This window comes from Nonomuraea sp. H19 (assembly GCF_052068215.1).
Classification (GTDB): Bacteria; Actinomycetota; Actinomycetes; order Streptosporangiales; family Streptosporangiaceae; genus Nonomuraea.
The window spans coordinates 1-19981 of record NZ_JBQHCV010000024.1; the positions used below are offsets into that span (position 1 = coordinate 1).

The window sequence follows — 19981 nt, forward strand, 5'->3', positions numbered from 1 at the left end:
CTTCGTATCCCTGCGCGCCCGAACGGTAGACCAGGCGGGCAATACCGCCGAGCAGACGATCATCCACGCCTACCGGACCCGGCCGTGGTGACCCGGTAACGGGTCCGGAGAGACATCCTGCCCTGCACCTGACAGCAAGTCGCCCCGCCTCCCGCTCGACCAGGTCCCGCTCCTCCGCCTCACTGACGTGCCGCCCGCACCCTCCGCACACGTAGTAGCCCGACCTCGGCTCCCACTTCAGGTTCCACTGCCGGCATCCCGAACAGCGGGCCGGCGTCCACGAGGGTTCGTCATCCACCAGGCGCCGAAGCCGGGTCCCCCAACGCGAGAGCCCACTCGACCACGCCGAGGTCCACCGGCTTGTCCGGGTCGTCCACCGCCGACACCACGGTCAGCCCGTCCATCGCGAGCACCGCGTCGAGCGTGTCCACCAGCCACGTCACCGACCGCGACCGCACCACGCCCACCTCGCCGAACCGCCGCCCGGCGGTGACCTCGCTCATCCGGTGACCTCCCCCAGCCCGAGCAGCCGATCGTCGTCCCACCACGGCGGCGTCTCGTCCACCACCGCCGTGATCTCGACCAGGGTAACCTCATGGCGGTCGAGCGTGAGATCGAGGTCGGTGCGCCCGCCGGCCACCGGCAGGCTGCGGTGGGCGCGGACCGGCTCGGCCGCCTTCCGCAGCATGTCGAGCTCCCTCGGCCGCGGGGACGGCGGGCGGCCCATCTCGCACCAGGCCGTCCAGGCGTTGCCCTTCTCCTCGCTCACCGACGAGCGCAGCGCGAAGGCCGCGGCGGTGTCCGCAGTGCCGATCGGGATCGACAGCCGCACCGTGTGACCGTCGATCGGGGCCGCGCCGGTGACGTCCACGGGCGCCCAGGCCAGCACGGTGACCCGGCCGGTGTCGTCCCGGGTGACCAGGTGGTCCTCGCCGCGGGCCAGGACGTGCTCGCCCATCCTGGCCATGAACGCGTACAGGTGGTAGGTCGGCTTCTTGATCTGCCGGTGCGTCAGCAGGCCGAAGCCGCCGTGGAACAGCGCGGTCGGGATGCCTACCTCTTCGAACATGTCGCTGAAGGTCCAGTAGGCGAAGGAGTCGGCCAGCTCTCCCCCGGCGGCCAGCACCGGCGCCAGGTAGGCGGCGTGGAAGGCCGTGTCGTGGACCGGGTTGTCGGGCCGGTAGGAGGAGTTGAACTCGGTGATGTGGACCGGCAGGCCCGCCAGCGGGCCGCCCCGGAGCTGCCGACGCGGTGTGGCGAACTGCTCCAGGAGATCGGCGGCCGGCCGCAGCGTCTGGTGGACGCCGAACGGCACGTGCTGGGCGGGCCCGGAGGTGTAGGCGTGCCGGCTGACGAAGTCGATGGGCACCCCGCGGTCGATCACGAAGTCCGCGAAGCGCACCATCCACTCGTCCGACCCGGGCGAGATGGCCGGGCCGCCGACCTGCAGCGAGGCGTCCACGTCCTTGATCGTGTGCGCGGTCACCTCGTACAGGCGGTGGTAGGCGGCCTCGTCGGCGTCCTGCCAGAAGTCCTTGAGGTTGGGCTCGTTCCACACCTCGATCGGCCAGGTGCGCACCTCGTCGAGGCCGTACCGGTCGAGGAGGTGCGCCACGGTGGCCCGGACCAGATCGGCCCATTCCTGCCACGATCGGGGCGGGGTGACGTTGCCGCGCCACCAGAACACGGTCTGCTCGCCGGAGGCCAGCCCGGACGGCATGAAGCCGAGCTCGACGAACGGCCGGATCCCGAGGTCGAGGTAGGCGTCGATCACCTGGTCCACGTACGTGAACGCGTGCCGCACGTGGCGCGCGCCCGCGTACTCGTAGGGCCGGTGGACGCCTGCCCCGTCACTCAGCAGTCCGTGCCCCCGGATGTGCCGGAAGCCGATCTCCCGCTGGATCAGCGCCAGCGACTCCTGGTAGTCGCGCCGCAGCGCGAGCTCGAAGCGGCCGGTGCCGACGCAGAAGCGCCAGGCTTCGGACAGCCGCCCTGCGGGCCGGTCGGGCACGTGACTGCGCATCGATCAGCCGTGTTCCTTCTTGAACCGCTCGTAGGCGCCGTTGACCAGGTTGACGTAGGAGGTCGAGTTCTTGGCCTCCAGCTCCTTGACGTAGGCGTCCCACTCGCTCAGGTCGCGCTCGCCGAGGATGAACTTGAGCGTGTTCTGGGTGACGTGGTCCTTCAGCGGCGTCTCCCACAGCGAGACCTGCTCGCGCTCCTCGTCGGTGAACGGGCGCGGCGGCTCCACCGGCCAGGGCTTCCTGGTGTTCATCACGTTCTGGAACTCCTTCTCCTCCTCGGAGAAGGTGGACTGCAGGAGCTTGGTGGTGCCGCCGTAGGCGAAGACGCCGTTGTGGAAGCCGAAGTCCTTCTGCAGGTGCTTGGGCACGCCGGGGTTGAGGCCGACGAAGTCGACGTCCTTGGCGAGCTTGTAGTCACCGTTGGCGTCCTTGGTGAACGTCGTGCCCTCGACGCCCCACTTGGCGAACTCCTGACCTTGGTCGGAGTAGTAGAGCCAGTCGATGAACTGCATCATGGCGACGAAGTTCTTGCTCTCCAGGGCCTTCTTGGAGATCATGACGCCGTTCTCGAGCCGGGTGGCGATCTTGTAGTCTCCGACAGGGCCCATGGGCACCGGAATCTTGACGATCTTGGCGCCCTCGACGGTCTTCTCCAGCGTCGGCCGGTAGTCGTTGACCATCGTCTGCGCGTTGGTGCTGATGACGAAGGACTTGCCGGAGTTGAACTTCTGCTTGGCCTGCTCGTCCTGCTGCGTGAAGCTCTCCGGGTCGAGCAGCTTCTCGTCCACCAGCTTGCGGAGATACTCGATCATCTGCTTGTACCCCGGCATGGCGCCGGTGTAGGCGAACTTGCCGGCGGCGGAGTCCCAGGTCGCGTGCTGGTACTCCCAGCCGCCCTTGGCGCCGTAGGCCTGGGCGACGAGCTTGAGCAGGTTGCCGCCCGGCGTGGGGACGCCCCACCGGTCGGTCATGGGGTAGAGGTCCGGGTACTCCTTCTTCATCGCCTTGAGCACGGTGTACAGCTCGTCCCAGGTCGTGGGGACCTTCAGGCCGAGCTTCTCCAGGATGTCGGTCCTGATCGCCAGGGAGTAGTCCGCCCAGGCCGCCTCGTGGAGGCCGGGCAGCAGGTAGAAGCGGCCGTCGGACTGCCGGAGCGTGTCCAGCTCGGGCTCGAGCTTCCACTTGGCGACCTTGTCCTTGAAGTTCGGCATCAGGTCGAGGTAGTCGCTGACTGGCAGGATGGCGCCGGAGGACACGAACGCCTCTTCGGAGGGGTGGTAGGTCTTCGGGATGATGAGCGGGGCCTGACCGGAACCCACCAGCAGGCCGCGCTTCTTCTCGTAGTCGCTGAGCGGCACCGCCACCGGCTTGAGTGTGACGTTGGTCCGCTTGGTCAGCTCCTGCCAGAACAGCCAGTCGTCCTTGAGCGGATAGACGGGGTGGTTGTTGTAGAGCACGTCGAACGAGACCGGCTCGGTGGCCTTGAACTGCTGGCCAGCGCTGTAGCCGGCCATCGCGCCCGCCTTGTTCGCGGACACGTCGGCGGCCTTCTTCGGGGCCTCGTCCTCGCCGCAGCCGGCGAGCACGAGGGTGAACGCACCCAGTCCGAGGATCGCCTGACGGCGTGATAGGTCGCGCATGTGGGGGATTCCTTTGCCGTTGTCCGGGGGGTGATGAGGGTTGGGGGGCTATCCCTTGACGGCGCCGAGCATGACTCCGGAGACGAAGTACCTCTGGACGAAGGGGTAGACCACGAGGATGGGGAGGACGGTGAGGATGATCGTCACCGATTGGATGTTGGCCGCGGCCTGCGTCGCCTCGGCGCTCATGGCGCCGGCGGACTCGGCGCCGGTGGCCCCGGCGATGAGGTTGCGCAGGTAGACGGTCACCGGGAACAAGTCCGTGTCGTTCAGGTAGAGGAACGCGGTGAACCACGAGTTCCAGAACGAGACCGCGTAGAACAGCACCATCGTGGCGATGACCGCCTTCGACAGCGGCAGCACGATCCGCCACAGGATGCCGTAGGTGTTCAGGCCGTCGATGGCGGCGGCCTCCTCCAGGTCGCTCGGGAGGCTCTCGAAGAACGCCTTCATGACCAGGAGGTTGAAGACGCTGATGGCGTTGGGCAGGACGATGGCCCAGATGGAGTTCGTCAGCCCGAGGCTGTTGATCAGCACGTAGTTGGGGATCAGGCCGCCAGAGAAGATCATGGTGAAGACGGCGACCCAGACCAGAACCATGCGGCCCTTGAGGTGCTTCTTGGACAGCACGTACGCGTAGCAGGTCGTCAGAACCATCGCGATGGCCGTGGCGACGACGGTGTACACCACGGTGTTGCGGTAGTTCGTCCAGAACATCGGGTCGGAGATCACGAGCTGGTACGTCGAGAGGTTGAACCCGCGCGGAAGAAGGTTGACCTGCCCGGTGATGATGTAGCGCTCTTCGCTGACCGAGCGGGCGATGATGTTGATGAAGGGATACAGCGTCAGGACCACGACGCCGGTCAGGATGACGGCGTTGATCCCTTGGAACACGCGGTAGCCACGGGTCTTGGCGATCGTCACCACAGGCTCGTCCCTACTGTGCGGCGGGAGATCAGGTTGGCCGACAGGATCAGCACCACTCCGACCAGCGCCTCGAACAGGCCGATCGCGGCGGCGTAGCTCAGGTTGCTGGACTCCACGCCCATGCGGTACAGGTACGTGGAGATCACGTCGGCGGTCGGATACGTCAGCGGGTTGTACAGCAGCAGGACCTTCTCGAAGCCCACGGCCAGGAACGTGCCGATGTTGAGGATCAGCAGCGTGATGGCCGTCGGCCGGATGCCCGGCAGGGTGACGTGCCAGATCTGCCGCCACCGGCCGGCGCCGTCCATCCGGGCCGCCTCGTAGAGCTGCTCGTCGATGGTCGTCAGCGCGGCCAGGTAGAGGATGGTCCCCCAGCCGACGGTCTGCCAGATCTCCGACGAGACGAAGATCGTGCGGAACCACTCCGGTTTCTGCATGAACGCGGTGGGTTCCCCCCCGAGGGCCTTCACCATCTGGTTGATCGGCCCGTCGATGGCCAGCATCTGCATGACGATGCCGGCCACGATGACCATCGACAGGAAGTGCGGCAGGTAGGACACCGACTGCAGGAACCGCTTGATGCGCCGGTTGCGGACCTCGTTGAGCAGCAGCGCCAGCACGATCGGCAGCGGGAAGCAGAACAGCAGGGTCAGCGCCCCGAGGACGAGCGTGTTGGTGAACACGTTCCAGAACGTCGGGTCGTTGAGGAACATCTTCACGTAGCGCAGGCCCACCCACTCCTCGCCGAACATGCTGCCGCCGGGCTCGAACTTCCGGAAGGCGATCACGTTGCCGAGCATGGGGACGTACCGGAAGATCAGGAAGAACAGCAGCGGGAGGATCGCCAGCGTGTACAGCTGCCAGTCGCGCCGGAGCGCGAATCGCCACGAACCACCGTGATGGCGTCTGCGGCGGCCGGCGTCCGGCCGTGCCCGGCCCGGGCCTTGCGTACCCGACGGCGGCGGATCCAGCGTGCTCGTCGTGCTCATCCTGTGGCCTCCTCCGATGAGATGCGGTCCACCCGCACCAGCGGCTGCAGGTCTCGCTCGTGGCCGACCGCGCGCTCGGCGCCGGTCAGGCGCAGCGGCAGGGCCGCCGCCACGTCCGCGCTGGAGCGTCCGAACCGCAGCTCGACGTCGCCGGGCTCGACGATGCGCCGGCCGCCGATCCCGGTGAACGAGGTGAGGTCGGCCGGGACCGTGAACGTCGCCCGCGCGGCCTGGCCGGGCTCCAGCGGCACGCGGACGTAGCCGATCAGGCGGACCACCGGCCGGGTCGTCTGCGCCACCGGATCGTGCAGGTAGAGCTGGACGACCTCGGCGCCGGGCCGCGATCCCGTGTTGCGGACCGTGATCCCGACGGTCACCTCGCCGTCCACCGGCCAGTCGGCGGGCCCCTGCACGCCCGCGTCGCTCCATTCGAAGGTGGTGTAACCGAGCCCGTGCCCGAACGGGAACGCGGGGGTCGGGTCGACCGACGACACCTCCGAGCGGCGCCCGAGCGGCGGCGACAGGTAGGTCGAGGGCAGGCCGCCGGCGTCGCGCGGCACGCTGACCGGCAGCCGCCCGGACGGGTTCACCGCGCCGGTGAGGACCTCGGCCAGCGCCTGGCCGCCACGCTGGCCGGGGAAGAAGGCGCAGACGATGCCGGCGGCGGCGTCGGCCTCCGCGCCCAGCGCGTACGGCCGCCCGGCGAGCAGGACGAGCACGACCGGGGTGCCGGTGGCGAGCACGGCGCGGACCAGTTCGGGCTGCACGCCCGGCAGGTTCAGGTCGGTGGCGTCGCAGCCCTCGCCGGAGGTGCCACGCCCGAACAGGCCGGCGCGGTCACCGACGGCGAGCACGCACACGTCAGCGGCCGCGGCCGCGGCGACCGCCGCCTCGATGCCGGAGGTGTCGTCGCCGCTGATGTCGCACCCGGGCGCGTACGTGAGATCGGGGATCACCTGCGCGAGCGCCGCGCGCAGGGACGGGACCTCCACACCGAGACCGTGCTCGGGATGCGGGCCCACGTGCGCGGGGAAGGTGTAGCAGCCGAGCATCGCCATCGGGTCGTCGGCGACCGGGCCCACGAGAGCCACGCGCTGGTGGGCGGCGAGCGGCAGGATCGCGCCGGTGTTGCGCAGCAGGACGATGGACTGCCGGGCCAGGCGCAGGGCGACGTCCTGGGCGGCCGGGCCGTCGAGGCGGAGCTCCTCGGCGTCGCCGGGCAGCGGCTGCCAGTCCTCGTCGAGCAGGCCGAGCTCGGCCTTCTGCGTCAGCACGCGGAGCAGGGCGCGGTCGATCAGCGCCTCGTCGACGTCACCGGCCTTGACCGCCTCAATCAGCGGGGTGCCGAACGTGTCGACCGTGGGCAGTTCGACGTCGATCCCGGCCCGCAGCGCGAGCGCGGCCGCGTCTGCCGGCCCGGCGGCGACGCGGTGCAGGCGCTCCAGGAACCGGATCGCGAAGTAGTCCGAGACCACCGTGCCGGAAAAGCCCCACTCGTCCCGCAGCAGCCCGGTCAGCAGGCTCTCGTCGGCCGCGACGGGAACGCCGTCGATCTCGGCGTAGGAGTTCATCACCGACCGGGCGCCGCCCAGGCGCAGCGCCATCTCGAAGGGCGGCAGGACGGTGTCGGCCAGTTCCCTGGACCCCATCGCGACGGGCGCGAGGTTGCGGCCGCCGCGTGAGGCGGCGTAGCCGGCGAAGTGCTTCAGCGTGGCCACGACCCCGGCGCCCTCGACGCCCCGGACGTAGGCCGCGCCCATCGTGCCGACCAGGAAGGGGTCCTCACCGATGGTCTCCTCGGTACGGCCCCAGCGGTAGTCCCTGGTCACGTCGACGACCGGGGACAGGCCCTGATGGACGCCCGCGGCGCGCAGGGACCGGCCGATGTGCCCGGCCATCTCCTCGATGAGCTCGGGGTCGAAGGACGCTCCCCAGCTCAGCGGCGTGGGGTACACGGTGGCCCGCCAGGCGGCGAAGCCGGTCAGGCACTCCTCGTGGACCTGGGCCGGAATCCCGAACCTGCTGGCCGCCACGATCTGGGCCTGGGAGGCCGCCAGTGAGCGCGCGCCGGCCACGGGATCGACCGGGGCGCTCCCGAAGGGCCGCGTCAGCTGGCCGAGCCCGTTGCGGATGACCGTGCTCCAGTCCACGCCGGCCATGTCGGACTGGTGCGGGGCCACGCCTCCCCCGGAGGCGTCGGCGCCGACCCAGACCCCGACGAGCTGGGCGACCTTCTCCTCCAGCGTCATGAGGGGGATGAGCGCCTTGGCCCGCTCGGCGGGCGACAGCCGCGGGTCCCGCCACGGCGCGTTCTCGCCGGAGGAAGCGCTTGTCTCGATTGGTACCTGGCCCGTCATGCCATCCTTTCGGCCGGAGACGGCGTCATCCCACGCTGGCAAGCGGGAAGCGTCACGTTGTGGGAACACCGAAACTTTCGAGAAGAGTCGTTAATATTGCGGCAACTTAGGGCGCGCAATGGGCCGTGTCAAGAGGTCCGCTGCTGGTAGATTGCTGACCCGGAACCCCCGCATCCACTAGGGTCACCAGCGTGAATCGGATTTCGGTCGGCAACTAATTGCCGGAAAATTTCGGAAATCTAGCAACCGACCTGATGACAAGTTGCCGTTCCGCAACCGTGCCCGTCAAGAGCCGGCACGGTGGAGGGCGCACGCAGACGGGCCCGGCCGGAGAACCCGGCCGGGCCCGCTGATCGCCGGGTGGCCGCCACACGGAGGCGACGTCCACCCGCGAGGCACCTCAGGCGGGGTGCCCTTCCGCGTAGTCGAACCAGTCGAAGGCGGCGCTGCCCTCGGTGACGTACATGCCTATGACCCGGCCGGTGAAGCCGGTGGCCACCTCGGTGGACAGGTAGCGGCCGTCCAGCTCCGCCAGCAGGACCCCGCCGGCGGAGAAGGCGAGGGTGTCCGGGCCCCGGGCCGCCACGCCCAGCGGCTCGCCGGTCGGCGCCGTCACCGACGGCGGCAGCAGGTCGCCGGTGCGGATGTCGATGGCCAGCGTGAGCGGCCCCGGCGGCACGGCGTGCGCGGCCACGCACTGGCGCAGCGGCCCGATCCGGGCGATCAGCCGCGCCTGCCCGTCGCCGACCTCCAGGTCGTAGTGGTGCGCTTCGTCCATCCGGACCGACAGCCCCGCCGTGGCCGATCCCGGATCGATCAGGGCCGTGACGCGGCAGTCGTGGTGCTGCTGGCGGCGGCCGATGAAGGTGTGTCCCGGCCGGTCGAGGGTGGGCCCGGTGGCGTGCAGGGTGAGCCAGCCGGGGCGGGCGCCCAGCGACCAGGAGCCGTCGGGGCGGCTGCGCGGCGAGATCCAGTACGGCGCCAGCGCCTCGGCGTCGAAGTCGTCGCGCGACGGGTCTTCGGGGAGCGGGTGCCAGGCGGCGGGCGCGGGATGGCGTTCCTCGACGGGACCCACGACGGGCCAGCCGTCTTCCCACTCCACCGGGATCAGCAGCGTCTCCCGCCCGAGCACCTGGAACTCCGGCGTGTAGCCGCGCGGCCGGGTGCCCAGCAGCACCATCCACCAGGTGCCGTCGGCCGCCTGCACGAGATCGGCGTGCCCCGTGCTCTGGATCGGCCGGTCGGTGCCCCGATGCGTCAGGATCGGGTTGACCGGCCCGGGCTCGAACGGGCCGCGCGGCGAGCGGGCGCGGGCGATGGAGACGGCGTGGCCGCGCTCGGTGCCGCCCTCGGACATCAGCAGGTACCACCAGCCGTCCACGAGGAACAGGTGCGGCGCTTCCGGATATTTCCCGCCGGTGCCCGACCAGATCGGGTAGGGGCCTTCCAGCACCTTGCCGTCCGCCGGGTCGATGCGCGCCACCTGGTTGCCGGAGGTGACGCACCAGCACGAGCCGTCCTCGTCCCAGGCCAGGTCGGGGTCGATACCCGGGAGGTCGATCCACACCAGGTCCGACCAGGGGCCTTCCGGGCGCTCCGCGGTGACGAGGAAGGTGCCGCGGCCGCTCACGTTGGTCGTGATCAGGTAGAAGCGGTCGTCGTGGTGGCGGATCGTCGGCGCGTAGATCCCGCCCGAGGCCGGCACCTCAGGCGGCAGTTCCAGTTGAGAGGGCCGGTCCAGGACGTTGCCGAGCTGCCGCCAGTGCACCAGGTCGCGGCTGTGGAAGATCGGCACGCCGGGGACGTACTCGAAGCTGGAGCAGGCGAGGTAGTAGTCCTCGCCGACCCGGCACACGCTCGGGTCCGGGAAGAACCCGCCGATCACGGGGTTGTCGTACATGCGCACGTGGAAGGGGTTCCTTTCAGCTGTCTCAGCCCTTGAATGCGCCGTCCATGATCCCGGACACCATGCGCCGCCCGACGAAGACGAACAGCACGAGCAGCGGGACCGTGGCCAGGAACGAGCCGGACATGGCCAGGCCGAGGTCGATGTCGAGGCTGTTCTGCAGCGCCTTGATGGCGATCTGCGCGGTGTACATCTCGGGCGACTTCAGCACGATGAACGGCCACAGGAAGTCGTTCCACGCGGTGACGAAGCCGAGCAGGCCGAGCACGAACGCGGCCGGGCGCACCAGCGGGAACGCGATCCGCCAGAAGATCTGCCAGGTCGTGGCCCCGTCGATGCGGGCCGCCTGGAGGATCTCGTCGCTGATCGTGACCGACAGGTGCTGGCGCATCCAGAAGATGCCGAACGCGCTGGCCAGCCCCGGCACGATGAGCGCCTGGAGGGTGTCCACCCAGTCCAGCGCAGAGATGATCATGTACTGCGGGATGACCGCGAGCTGCGTCGGCACGGTCATGGTCAGCACGACGATCAGGAACAGCACGTTGCGGCCGCGGAAGCGCAGCTTGGCGAAGGCGAAGCCGGCCAGCGAGCAGAGCACGGCGTGGCCCACGCCGATCGTTCCCGCGACGATCAGGCTGTTCACGATCGAGCGCACGAACGGCACCGTCGTGAACACCAACCCGGCCAGGTGGAAGAAGTTGCCGCCGGGCACGATCTCGGGCGGCAGTTGCGTGGCGGTCGCGGTGTCGGTGGTGGCGACCACGAACATCCAGTACAGCGGGAACAGGCAGGCGAACACGGCCAGGCCGAGCAGGAGATAGGTCCACCAGCGGACACGGTTGGCCTTGTTCATCAGCGCTCCGGGCGGATGCGGGTGGACAGGAAGTAGTTGAGCGTGGCGATGAGGATGATCAGCACGAACAGGGCCACGCCGATGGCGGCGCCGTAGCCGAACTGGAACTGGCCGAAGCCCTGCTCGTACAGGAAGAGCGTGAGCGTCTGGCACTGGCGGACCGGCCCGCAGGTCAGCGCCCGGGAGATCAGCAGCGGCTCGGTGAAGATCTGCAGGCCGCCGATCGTCGAGGTCACCACCGTGAACACGATCACCGGCCGCAGCGACGGGATGGAGATGTGGCGGAACTGCCGCCAGGAGCCCGCGCCGTCCACGGCGGCCGCCTCGAAGATCGAGCGCGGGATGGCCTGCAGCGAGGCGAGGTAGAGCAGGGTCGTGTAGCCGAACCAGCGCCAGGCCACCATCACGGCGATGAGCACGTGGCTGCCCCACACCGACTGCTTGAAGTCGATCGGCCCGATCCCGGCGAACCCCAGCAGCCAGTTGAGCAGGCCGTAGTCGCGGTCGAACATCTGGGCGAAGACGATCGCGGTGGCCGCGACCGAGGTGATGTACGGCACCAGCATCGACATGCGGAAGAACGTCGCCAGCCGCAGCCGGGCGTGGTTGAGCAGGTGCGCGAGCCCGAGGGCGAGGATCAGCTGGGGGACGGTGGACAGCAGCCAGATGCTGATGGTGTTCCAGGCGGCGTTCCAGAACCGGGCGTCGTCGAGCAGACGGGTGAAGTTGCCGAGGCCGATGAAGACGTGCTCGCCGATGGGGTTCCAGTCGAACAGCGCCACGTAGAACGTGAACAGCAGCGGCACCAGGCCGAACACCGCGAAGAGCAAGAAGAACGGCGCGATGTAGGCGTACGGGGCGATGCGCTCGCCGATGCTCTGCCGCACCGGCGCCGCACCGGCGGGCGCCGCCGGCGCCCGCGGTGTGCTGAGAGTCGTCGTCACGCGCGTCCTACTTGCCGATGGCGGTCTTGATGTTGGCCAGCGCCGCGTCCCAGGCCTTCGCCGGATCGCCCTTGCCCTGCTCGACGTTGGTGATGGCGTTCAGGAGCTCCTGGCCGATCGCGGAGCTGTCCGGGCCGATGAGGAACGGCTTGAGCCCGAGCAGCGAGTTCGTGTAGATCGTCCCGGTCGGCGCGTCTGAGAAGAACGGGTCCTTCAGGCCGGTCAGCTTCGGGTCCTTGTAGACCGACGGGGTGGTGGGCAGTGAGCCGGAGTCGACGAAGTGCTCCAACTGGCCCTGCGGGGACTGCGTCTTGGTGATGTAGTCCCAGGCGGCCTTGGGGTTCTTGGCGCCCTTGGGGATGGCCAGGTAGCTGCCGCCCCAGTTCCCGGCCCCGCCGGGGATGGTGGCGATGTCCCACTTGCCCTTGGTGTCGGGGGCGTTCCGCTCGATCTGGCCGAGCAACCACGCCGGCGCGGAGATCACCGCGAACTGGCCCTTGCCCATGCCCGCGCTCCAGCCCTCCGAAAAGGAGCTCTGCTTCGCGGTGATCCCGGCCTGCGCCGCCTTGATCCCCAGGTCGAAGGCGGTCTTGACCTGCGGGCTGGTGCTGTAGACGACGTTGCCGGACGGGTCGTAGTACTTCATCGGGCCCTGGTTGACCGCCTGGTAGAAGACGCTGGTGCCGGCGTTGTCGACGAACGCCTTGCCGGTGGCCGCGGTGTACTTCTTGCCGGTCTCGATGAAGGCGTCCCAGGTGGGCCAGAGCTTGCCCACCTCCTCCCGGTCGGTCGGCAGGCCGGCCTCCTTGAACAGATCCGTCCGATACGCCACCGCCATGCCGCCGACGTCGGTGGGGATGCCGATGATCTCGCCGCCCTTGGCGGTGCTCTGGCTCATCACCCAGTCCAGGTAATCGCCCTTGATCTTGTCCGCTCCGTACTGCCGCAGGTCCTGGAAGTTCTGCGGCTGCTGCACGAACTTCGGCAGGTCATCGCCCTGGATCAGCACCAGGTCCGGCACTTTGCCACCGGCCAGCGCCGTGGTCAGCGCCTGCGCCGTCTCCACCGAGGAGCCCACCTCGGTCAGCTTCACCTGGATGCCGGGATGGTTCTTCTGGTACTCGTCAACGGAGGCCTTCTGGTTGATCCCGCTGAACGACCAGAACTCGAACGACTTGCCGTCCCCGGACGGCTGTGCGGTGGTCCCGCCGCCGCCGCAGGCGGCCGTGGTGAGGGCGAGGGCCGCGGCGAGCACGGCCGATGTGGTGATGGGGAGCTTCACGACGATCTCACAGTCCGTTGAAAGTTTCGGAATCAATCCCGATCGTTAAGCCGGGACTCTAAGTGCGGTTCTCGAAACCGGTCAAGAATCTGATGGAAAGCCGGCCGAAACAGTCGGCTCAGAGCGCCCCGTTAAACTGCGGCCATGACCGCGACCCAGGAGCCGTCCGCATCGGAGAACCCGCAGGCCAAGCCGCTGACCATCGCGCAGCTCGCCGAGCTGGCCGGGGTGTCCACCGCGACGGTCTCCAAAGTGGTCAACGGCCGCTCCGAGGTCGCGCCGGAGACCCGCGCCCTCGTCGAGGACCTCATCAGCAGGCACGGCTACCGCCGTCAGCGGCGCCGGGGCGGTCCGGCCGCCCTGGTGGAGCTGGTCTTCCACGCGCTGGCGGGCGACTACCCGATAGAGATCATCAAAGGGGTCGAGCAGGTGGCGCGCGAGCATGACCTGGCCGTGGTGGTCTCGCAGGTGCAGCACCAGCACGTCGCGGGCACGGGCTGGATCGAAGGCGTGCTGAGCCGCCGCCCGACCGGCGTGATCGCGGTGTTCTCCAGCCTCTCCGACGAGCAGCACGAGCAGCTCACCACCCGCGGCATCCCCCTGGTGCTGCTGGACCCGAGCGGCGACCCCGGCCACCGGGTGCCGTCGGTGGGGGCGAGCAACTGGAGCGGCGGCCTGTCGGCCACCCGTCACCTGCTGGAGCTCGGGCACCGCCGGATCGGCATCGTCACCGGACCCGACTACGCGCTGTCCAGCCGGGCGCGCCTGGACGGCTACCGCGCCGCGCTGGACACCGCCGGGGTGCCCGTCGATCCGGACCTGATCTGCCGGGGCGACTTCCTCATCGAGGGCGGCCGCGCCCAGGCCCACCGGCTGCTGCGGCTGCCCGACCCGCCCACCGCGATCTTCGCCTGCAACGACGGGGAGGCCATGGGCGTCTACCGGGCCGCCCACGAGCTGGGCCTGCGCATCCCGGACGACCTCAGCGTGATCGGCTTCGACGACCTGCCCACGATCCGGTGGATGATCCCGCCACTGACCACGATCCGCCAGCCGCTCACCGAGATGGCCGCCACGGCCGCGGCCATGCTGGTGAAGCTCGCGCAGGGCGACCCGCCGCCGCAGAGCCGCGTCGAGCTCGGCACCGACCTGGTGGTCCGGAGCAGCACGGCGCCACCGAAGCGGCCCTGAAAGTTTCGGGGATTGTGGCGCAAGCATCCGAAGATCTCTTGACGGTTTTCATGGCCGCTGCCTACCGTGGCGCGAATCTCTCCGATAACGGGCTCCGACTACCGTGGAACGGCCGGCATGACCCGCGCCTATAGTTAGTCAGGTGACTGACTCGAAGGGCTCCCGGGTGCGGACCGCGGCCGACAAGCGGCAGCGGCTGATGACCGCCGCCGCTCAGGTCGTGCATCAGCAGGGCGCCGAGCGCACCACCATCGCCGACATCGCCCGCGCCGCCGGCGTCCCCGTGGGCAACGTCTACTACTACTTCAAGACCAAGGACGACCTGGTCGCGGCCGCGCTCAGCGAACACGCCCGCCACCTGGAGACGCTCACCGCACAGCTGGAGCTCCTTCCCGATCCGCGGGAGCGGCTGAAGGGCCTGGTGGAGGCGTGGGTCAGCCAGCGCGACCTCGCGGCGCGCTACGGCTGCCCGACCGGCACGCTGGCCGCCGAACTGGACAAGCGTGCCGACGGCGGCCTGGACGCGGAGGCGGGCAGGGTCATCCGGCTGCTGCTGGACTGGGTCGAAGGCCAGTTCCGCGAGCTCGGGCAGCCGGAGCCCGGCGGACTGGCGCTGACGCTGGTGGGCGCCTACCAGGGCATGTCGCTGCTGGCCAACGCCCTGCGCGACCCCGGCGTCATGACCCGCGAAGGCGAGCGCCTGATCGGCTGGCTGGACTCCCTCGGACGTTAGCGGATCTTGGTAAGGTCGATGAGCACGTACCGGCCGTCGCGCTCGTAGGCCACCAGACGGTCGTTCGGGAACCCTGGCCCGATCCTGCCCGTCCCGCCCTCGGCCTCCGGACGCAGGCCCAGGTCGCCGGACTTGCCGGTGGTCAGGTCGAACAACGCCTGGCCGCCCGGCGGGCGAGGCAGATCGATCGCCACGATGCGGTCGTCGGCCAGCCCGATCCACGCCAACCGGGGTATCTCCCGTTCCTGTGAGCCGTCGCGCTGCCGGTAGAAGGGCTTTCCGCCGGACGTCATGCCGACACACGTCGTCACCCCGCATCGGACGAACTTGTCGCCGGGCCGTACGAAGGCCTTCCGCGTCTCTCCGGTCTCGACGTTGAGCACCACCCCGAAGGCGGCCACGTTGTCCGGCGCGACATCCGGAGTTCCCACCCAAGGCCAGCCCAGGATGTGGTGCCGGTCGGCGCCCGCCACGGGCGTCACGCTCCCGCCCTCGAGAGGGACCGTGAAGACGCCGCCCTCAGAAAGGGAGAAGGCGAGCTTGTCGCCGGCCACGGCGAGCGCATCGGCCCTTCCCTTGATCGGGCCGCCGGTCGCGATGGCGGCGGGCTTTCCGCCCGTTATGGGCACCGACCAGAGGCGCATGCGCGTGCCCTCGATGGTCTGCCAGATGACGCGGCCGCCACCCACCGCGTAGCCCGAGGCGTACCCCTTCTTCGACGTGGGGATGTCGACGATCTTTCGGGTCTGACCGGTTTCGAGATCGTAGGCGTAGAGGGCGTCGGGTTTCTCGAGGCTCTTCCACGTAAAGAGGAGGACCGTGTGATCGTCGAGGAAGAGCCACGGGCGGAAGGTCGTGCCGTCCGGGAGCTTGGCCGGAATCGTCCGGACGGCCTGCGGCCACACCTTCTCGATGGGGTCGGGGAGGCCGGCGGTGGGAGACGACGCCGGGGTGGGATGCGCCGCCGTCGTGGCGCGGTCGTCGCCCACCCCGCGTACCGCCACGCCGGCCCCGCCCGCCACGATCACCACGGCGAGCGCCGCCACCAGGGCCTGCGCACGCGTTCTGCGGCGCCGGGAGCGGGCCATGATCTGGGCGGGGAAGCCGGTCGGGGGGTGCGGCGCGCGCTCGGAGGCGCCGCTGATGACCCTGCGGAGGTCGTCTTCCAGCTCCTTGGTCATGGGGCGCTCCTCTTGTCGGGCGTACGGTGGGCTATCGCGGAACGGAGCTTGCTCAGGCCGAGCGAGGCGTGGCTGCGCACGGTCCCCTGGGAGACGCCGAGCAGGCCGGCGATCTCCGCGTCGGGAAGCTGCTCGTAGAAGCGCAGGACGAGCACGGCCCGCTGCTTGCGCGGCAGCGCGTCGAGCGCCTGCCACAGCTCCTGGTCGGCGTCGGAGGGCAGCACGTCGTACAGCGGCACCTCGGGCAGAGCCCAGGCGAGGTCCTCACGACGGCGCCGCCGCCAGGCGTTGATGTGCAGCCGGGCCATGATCGACTTCGTGTAGCGCTCCGGGTCGTCCTTGCGCTGTACGCGGGCCCACGCCCGGTGCAGCCTGACCAGCGCCTCCTGGGTCAGATCCGCCGCATCGTGCGGGTTGCCGCTCAGCGCATAGCCGTAACGCAGCAGCGCGTTGGCCCGTTCAGCGACAAACTCCACAAAGCGGGAGTCGTCTTCCACTTAGGTTGCCTTTCCGTGATCGGTCACCTCTCAGAGGGAAACAGGGCTCGATTCGTTGAACGAGTCACGCGGCCGTGGTCAGAAGGCGAAACCGTTGACGCCACGGACGGTCCGGTCCAGCGTCCGCGTCACGACGCTGAAGTGAACGGTTACCTGGCATCGCCACCGAAAGGAGCCGTACTCCATGTCGCGCGTCCTGACCTCCTGGCCGCGTTGTGCCTGGCCCTCTTACCCGACGGGGCACAGCCCACGCGGCAGGTCGGCCGCTTCCCGCATACCGGCCAGCACATGACCGGCCGCCACCAGCACCGCCGAGAGCAGCTGCAGCTGCCTTGAATAGGGGCCTGGTCACAACGACGGATGGAACGGTCACGATTCAGGTCTGGGCAAACTGGTAATGGCCGCGACGCGGGGCGGCGGCACCGCGACCGGAACTGCACGACATCTACGTCCCAGGGCGCCAGGGCCGAAGCGTTCTCATGTTGTAAGACCGAGTAGTTGAAGGCCATCGGTGGGGTGGCTGCGGTAGTGGTCGGTGGCGGCGGCGATGTTGGTCCAGCCGATTAGGTGGGCCAGGCCGATGGCCAGGTTGCGGAGGCCGGCCATGATTCGGGGTGCGGCGCCGGTCCGGACGCGGGAGGCGTCTTCGCGGTAGGTGACGTCGCGGATGTGGTGCAGGGCTTCGATGCTCCAGTGACCGCGGATCAGGGCGGCGAGCTGGGCGTGGGTGATCCGTCCTGGTGGGAGGCTGGTGACGGCGTAGATCGTGACGATGGTGGTCTTGCCGGTGCGGTGGTCGGTGCGACGGCGTTTGACCTGGATCGCCTGGGCGGCGTGCGGTAACGGCAGCCCCGGGCGGACGGTGCAGATCTTCATGCGGCGGATCTCGCGGCGGCCGTGTCCTTGCTCGTCGGTGCGGTCGTTGAGGATCGCTTCGCGCCAGGGCAGGGCCTTGAGCCGGTTCAGGAGCGTGGGCTGGTTGCCCTTGACGATGAACAGGTAGTGACCTCTCGCCTCGACGATCTGCCGGGCGTGGGCATGCTGAGTGTGCAGAGCGTCGGTAGTGATCACCACGCTCGACAGATCCAGCCCGGACAGCAGGGGTGTGAACGCAGGGATCTCGTTACTCTTGGCCTCGACCTGCCGCTGGGCCACGACGATCTGGGTGTCATGGCGGGTGGCGGCCAGCAGGTGGACCGTGCCGTCTAGGGTGCGGCTGCCGCGCAGGGTCTTGCCGTCCACGGCCAGGCCGGTGAGTTCGGCCCGATGCGAGGGTGGGCTCGTGGCGGGCGGGCCGCCAGCCGCGAGCGAGGCCAGATGGCCGCAGGTGGCAGTGTCGAAGGCGTCGCCGTCCAGGCGGGCCAGCAGCCGTCCCAGGGTGCTGGCGGCCAGCCATGGCGTGCCGGGCAGGCCGGCTCGGGCACATAGGTCTGGGTCGCATCCGGCGATGAACCGGGTGATCTTCACCAGAGACGTTGCTCCGCCGAGCACGGCGAGCAGGGATAACGCCAGCAGCGGGCCGAGCCGGTATCGGCGCCCCCGGCGCCTGCGCGGGTCGGGCACCGCATCCAGGACTTCGGCCAGGGCCGGCAGATCGAGCAGGTCGGTCAGCGGGTCGGCGACGGTGACGTGCTCCAGGTGGCGGGCGAGCACGTCGATCGGGGATGATGGCACGCGAACGCGACCCCTGTTCTTGATCGACTGGCGTAGACAACCGACGATCAGTCGCGGGCGGACCGCACGCGCACACCTGCCTGAGATAGCACTCGCTCCCGGCCGGACGACTGATCTCAGTCCTTGGTGAGCTCGTTTTTGATCCAGTCCAGTACGGAGGTGTGGCGAGGTCGCCAGCCGAGTTGGGCGCGGGCGCGCTCGCCTCGGACTCGGCTGTTGGAGCCGAGCGCAAAGACGGCGGCCTCGTAGCCCCACTCTTGGATCGCGGCGTTGATGTCCCAGGCCTCGGCAGATCCCAGGCCCAGCGCCTCTGCGATGGCGGCGGTGATGTCGCCGAACGACGCCTCACCGTTTTCCACGAAGTAGAACGACCCGGCGGGGGCCGCATCGAGCGCGAGCAGATAGAGGTCAGCCACGTCATCAATGTGGACGTTCGACCAGATGTTGCGGCCGGCCCCGATCCTGCGGACGGTCCCGCTCTTGTGCGCCTGCCGGGCCAGGGCGGGGATCTGCACGCTGTCGCGGCTCAGCCCGCGACCGTGGCCGTAGATCAGAGTGTTGCACAAAACCACCGACCGGACCTTTCGGCTGGAGGCGGCCAGAACATACCGGTCGATCGCCACCCGGGCTTCCTTGTCGTCGGCCGGCCGCCAAGACGACTCCGAATCGAAAATCTCCTCCCCGAAGATCTCCCCGGACGGCTCGCCGCGGGAATCGGTGCCCACGATGCTCGACCCGCTGGTGTGCAGCAGCGGCTTGCCTGATCCCGCGAGCGCCTCCACCAGTGCTTCCACGGCACCTCGGTGGTCGCTGTCAGCAGCGTTGACGACAGCGTCGGCGGCCTGTGCGTGCTCGGCGAGAAGGGCCTGGTCGTCCAGGGTCCCCAGGACCGGGGTCACGCCCAGGCGCTCAAGCATTCGCGCCTTCTCAGGGCTGCGAGCCAGCCCAGTGACCTGGTGGCCGGTCCGCAGCATTCGGTCGGCGACGGAGCCGCCGATGTATCCAGTGGCGCCAGTGACGAAGGCACGCATGCGTTCTCCCATGTACGTACAATTTTTGCTTATGCATACATTGTCTATGCATGGAATTCGTGTCAAACTGGTCCCCAAGGAAGGAGGAACAATGCCGCAGGTCACGGGACGCGTCCCGCGCATCGAACTGCCGTCGGACCTCGAAAGACGCTGGCAGGCGCTGAGACACCTGGAGGTCGCCGTCCAGGAGGCACTGGACCGCGCCCTGCAGAACGAGCATGGCCTGTCCGTCTCCGAGTACACCGCCCTTGCGGCGCTGGCCTACTCCGACGATGGCGGTCACCTGCGCCAGCAAGTCCTTGCCGACGCGATCCCGCTCCAGCAGAGTTCGGTCAGCCGCCTCGTTGCCCGGCTTGAGCGGATGGGCCTGACCGAACGCTTCCACTGCCCGACCGACCGGCGTGGGGTCTACACACAGATCACTGATCGCGGCCGCGAAGTCGTCACCGCCGCGCGCGCAACCTATGTCAATGTCCTCCAACAGGCTCTTGCCGACATTAGCGGCGATCGGCAACTGGCCGCCCTGGTCGAGCAACTCCACCGGGACGCAGACCCGGCAAGCCCGTAAGGCGTGACGTAGCCGCCGGGCGGCACGTGTCCCCGGGTCCCAACCGTGGTCGACAGCCGACCTCTGCGGTCCCTGCGCGACGTCCATCGTCCGGAAGAGGACCCCATCGAAGCTTCCGTCGGAGCAGCTGCCGTAGATCCGGCCTGGCTACGGCCGCAACCTGACTATAGGCCTGACCCGTCTG

General features: G+C 69.2%; 17 protein-coding genes. 3 read left to right on the forward strand and 14 right to left on the reverse strand.

The window, feature by feature from the left end; all coding sequences use genetic code 11:
• Positions 1-290: 290 nt before the first annotated feature.
• The 10 genes from ACTMTI_RS40595 to ACTMTI_RS40640 form a co-directional block, all read right to left on the reverse strand.
• Positions 291-503 carry a hypothetical protein gene (locus tag ACTMTI_RS40595; RefSeq protein ID WP_441126107.1) on the reverse strand — a complete coding sequence of 71 codons (213 nt, stop codon included), beginning with the start codon at positions 501-503 and terminating at the stop codon, positions 291-293.
• The gene (locus tag ACTMTI_RS40600; protein WP_441126108.1) at positions 500-2023 is read right to left on the reverse strand and encodes a GH39 family glycosyl hydrolase; all 1524 of its coding nucleotides are present in this window, start codon (positions 2021-2023) and stop codon (positions 500-502) included. Before ACTMTI_RS40600 ends, ACTMTI_RS40595 begins: the two co-directional genes overlap by 4 nt.
• A gap of 3 nt (positions 2024-2026) precedes the next feature.
• Positions 2027-3664 (reverse strand): ABC transporter substrate-binding protein, encoded by a 1638-nt coding sequence (locus ACTMTI_RS40605; protein ID WP_441126109.1) that lies wholly within the window; start codon positions 3662-3664, stop codon positions 2027-2029.
• A 48-nt stretch (positions 3665-3712) separates the two neighbouring features.
• Positions 3713-4588 carry a carbohydrate ABC transporter permease gene (locus ACTMTI_RS40610; protein ID WP_441126110.1) on the reverse strand — a complete coding sequence of 292 codons (876 nt, stop codon included), beginning with the start codon at positions 4586-4588 and terminating at the stop codon, positions 3713-3715.
• Positions 4585-5580 (reverse strand): ABC transporter permease, encoded by a 996-nt coding sequence (locus ACTMTI_RS40615; protein ID WP_441126111.1) that lies wholly within the window; start codon positions 5578-5580, stop codon positions 4585-4587. Before ACTMTI_RS40615 ends, ACTMTI_RS40610 begins: the two co-directional genes overlap by 4 nt.
• Positions 5577-7937 carry a glycoside hydrolase family 3 N-terminal domain-containing protein gene (locus ACTMTI_RS40620; RefSeq protein ID WP_441126112.1) on the reverse strand — a complete coding sequence of 787 codons (2361 nt, stop codon included), beginning with the start codon at positions 7935-7937 and terminating at the stop codon, positions 5577-5579. The genes ACTMTI_RS40615 and ACTMTI_RS40620 overlap by 4 nt, the downstream gene beginning before the upstream one ends.
• A 400-nt stretch (positions 7938-8337) precedes the next feature.
• The gene (locus ACTMTI_RS40625) at positions 8338-9837 is read right to left on the reverse strand and encodes a glycoside hydrolase family 43 protein (protein WP_441126288.1); all 1500 of its coding nucleotides are present in this window, start codon (positions 9835-9837) and stop codon (positions 8338-8340) included.
• A 31-nt stretch (positions 9838-9868) separates the two neighbouring features.
• Complete coding sequence (locus tag ACTMTI_RS40630) at positions 9869-10696, reverse strand: carbohydrate ABC transporter permease (RefSeq protein ID WP_441126113.1); 828 nt, start codon at positions 10694-10696, stop codon at positions 9869-9871.
• Entirely contained in the window at positions 10696-11640 is a 945-nt protein-coding gene (locus tag ACTMTI_RS40635; RefSeq protein ID WP_441126114.1) for a carbohydrate ABC transporter permease, read from the reverse strand. Before ACTMTI_RS40635 ends, ACTMTI_RS40630 begins: the two co-directional genes overlap by 1 nt.
• Positions 11641-11647: 7 nt before the next feature.
• A complete protein-coding gene (locus tag ACTMTI_RS40640) occupies positions 11648-12922 on the reverse strand; it encodes an ABC transporter substrate-binding protein (RefSeq protein ID WP_441126115.1) in 1275 nt (424 codons plus the stop codon).
• A gap of 144 nt (positions 12923-13066) precedes the next feature.
• Between ACTMTI_RS40640 and ACTMTI_RS40645 the strand changes: the two genes are divergently transcribed.
• Complete coding sequence (locus tag ACTMTI_RS40645; RefSeq protein ID WP_441126116.1) at positions 13067-14113, forward strand: LacI family DNA-binding transcriptional regulator; 1047 nt, start codon at positions 13067-13069, stop codon at positions 14111-14113.
• Between the two features lie 142 nt (positions 14114-14255).
• Complete coding sequence (locus tag ACTMTI_RS40650; RefSeq protein WP_441126117.1) at positions 14256-14846, forward strand: TetR/AcrR family transcriptional regulator; 591 nt, start codon at positions 14256-14258, stop codon at positions 14844-14846.
• On the opposite strand, the gene ACTMTI_RS40655 is transcribed toward ACTMTI_RS40650, so the two are convergent.
• The 4 genes from ACTMTI_RS40655 to ACTMTI_RS40670 all read right to left on the reverse strand — a co-directional run bounded on the left by ACTMTI_RS40655 (position 14843) and on the right by ACTMTI_RS40670 (position 19352).
• Complete coding sequence (locus ACTMTI_RS40655; RefSeq protein ID WP_441126118.1) at positions 14843-16027, reverse strand: TolB family protein; 1185 nt, start codon at positions 16025-16027, stop codon at positions 14843-14845. The two genes, ACTMTI_RS40650 and ACTMTI_RS40655, sit on opposite strands and share 4 nt — an antisense overlap.
• Positions 16024-16503, reverse strand: coding sequence for a SigE family RNA polymerase sigma factor (locus ACTMTI_RS40660; protein WP_441126119.1), 480 nt, complete (start codon positions 16501-16503; stop codon positions 16024-16026). The genes ACTMTI_RS40655 and ACTMTI_RS40660 overlap by 4 nt, the downstream gene beginning before the upstream one ends.
• A 498-nt stretch (positions 16504-17001) precedes the next feature.
• Positions 17002-18198: an ISAs1 family transposase gene (locus ACTMTI_RS40665; RefSeq protein WP_441126120.1), complete on the reverse strand. Its 1197-nt coding sequence runs from the start codon at positions 18196-18198 to the stop codon at positions 17002-17004.
• Between the two features lie 116 nt (positions 18199-18314).
• Positions 18315-19352: an NAD-dependent epimerase/dehydratase family protein gene (locus ACTMTI_RS40670; protein WP_441126121.1), complete on the reverse strand. Its 1038-nt coding sequence runs from the start codon at positions 19350-19352 to the stop codon at positions 18315-18317.
• On the opposite strand from ACTMTI_RS40670, the gene ACTMTI_RS40675 reads away from it, so the two are divergent.
• Positions 19321-19797, forward strand: coding sequence for a MarR family winged helix-turn-helix transcriptional regulator (locus ACTMTI_RS40675; RefSeq protein ID WP_441126122.1), 477 nt, complete (start codon positions 19321-19323; stop codon positions 19795-19797). The genes ACTMTI_RS40670 and ACTMTI_RS40675 overlap by 32 nt on opposite strands.
• The last annotated feature ends 184 nt before the right edge of the window (positions 19798-19981 follow it).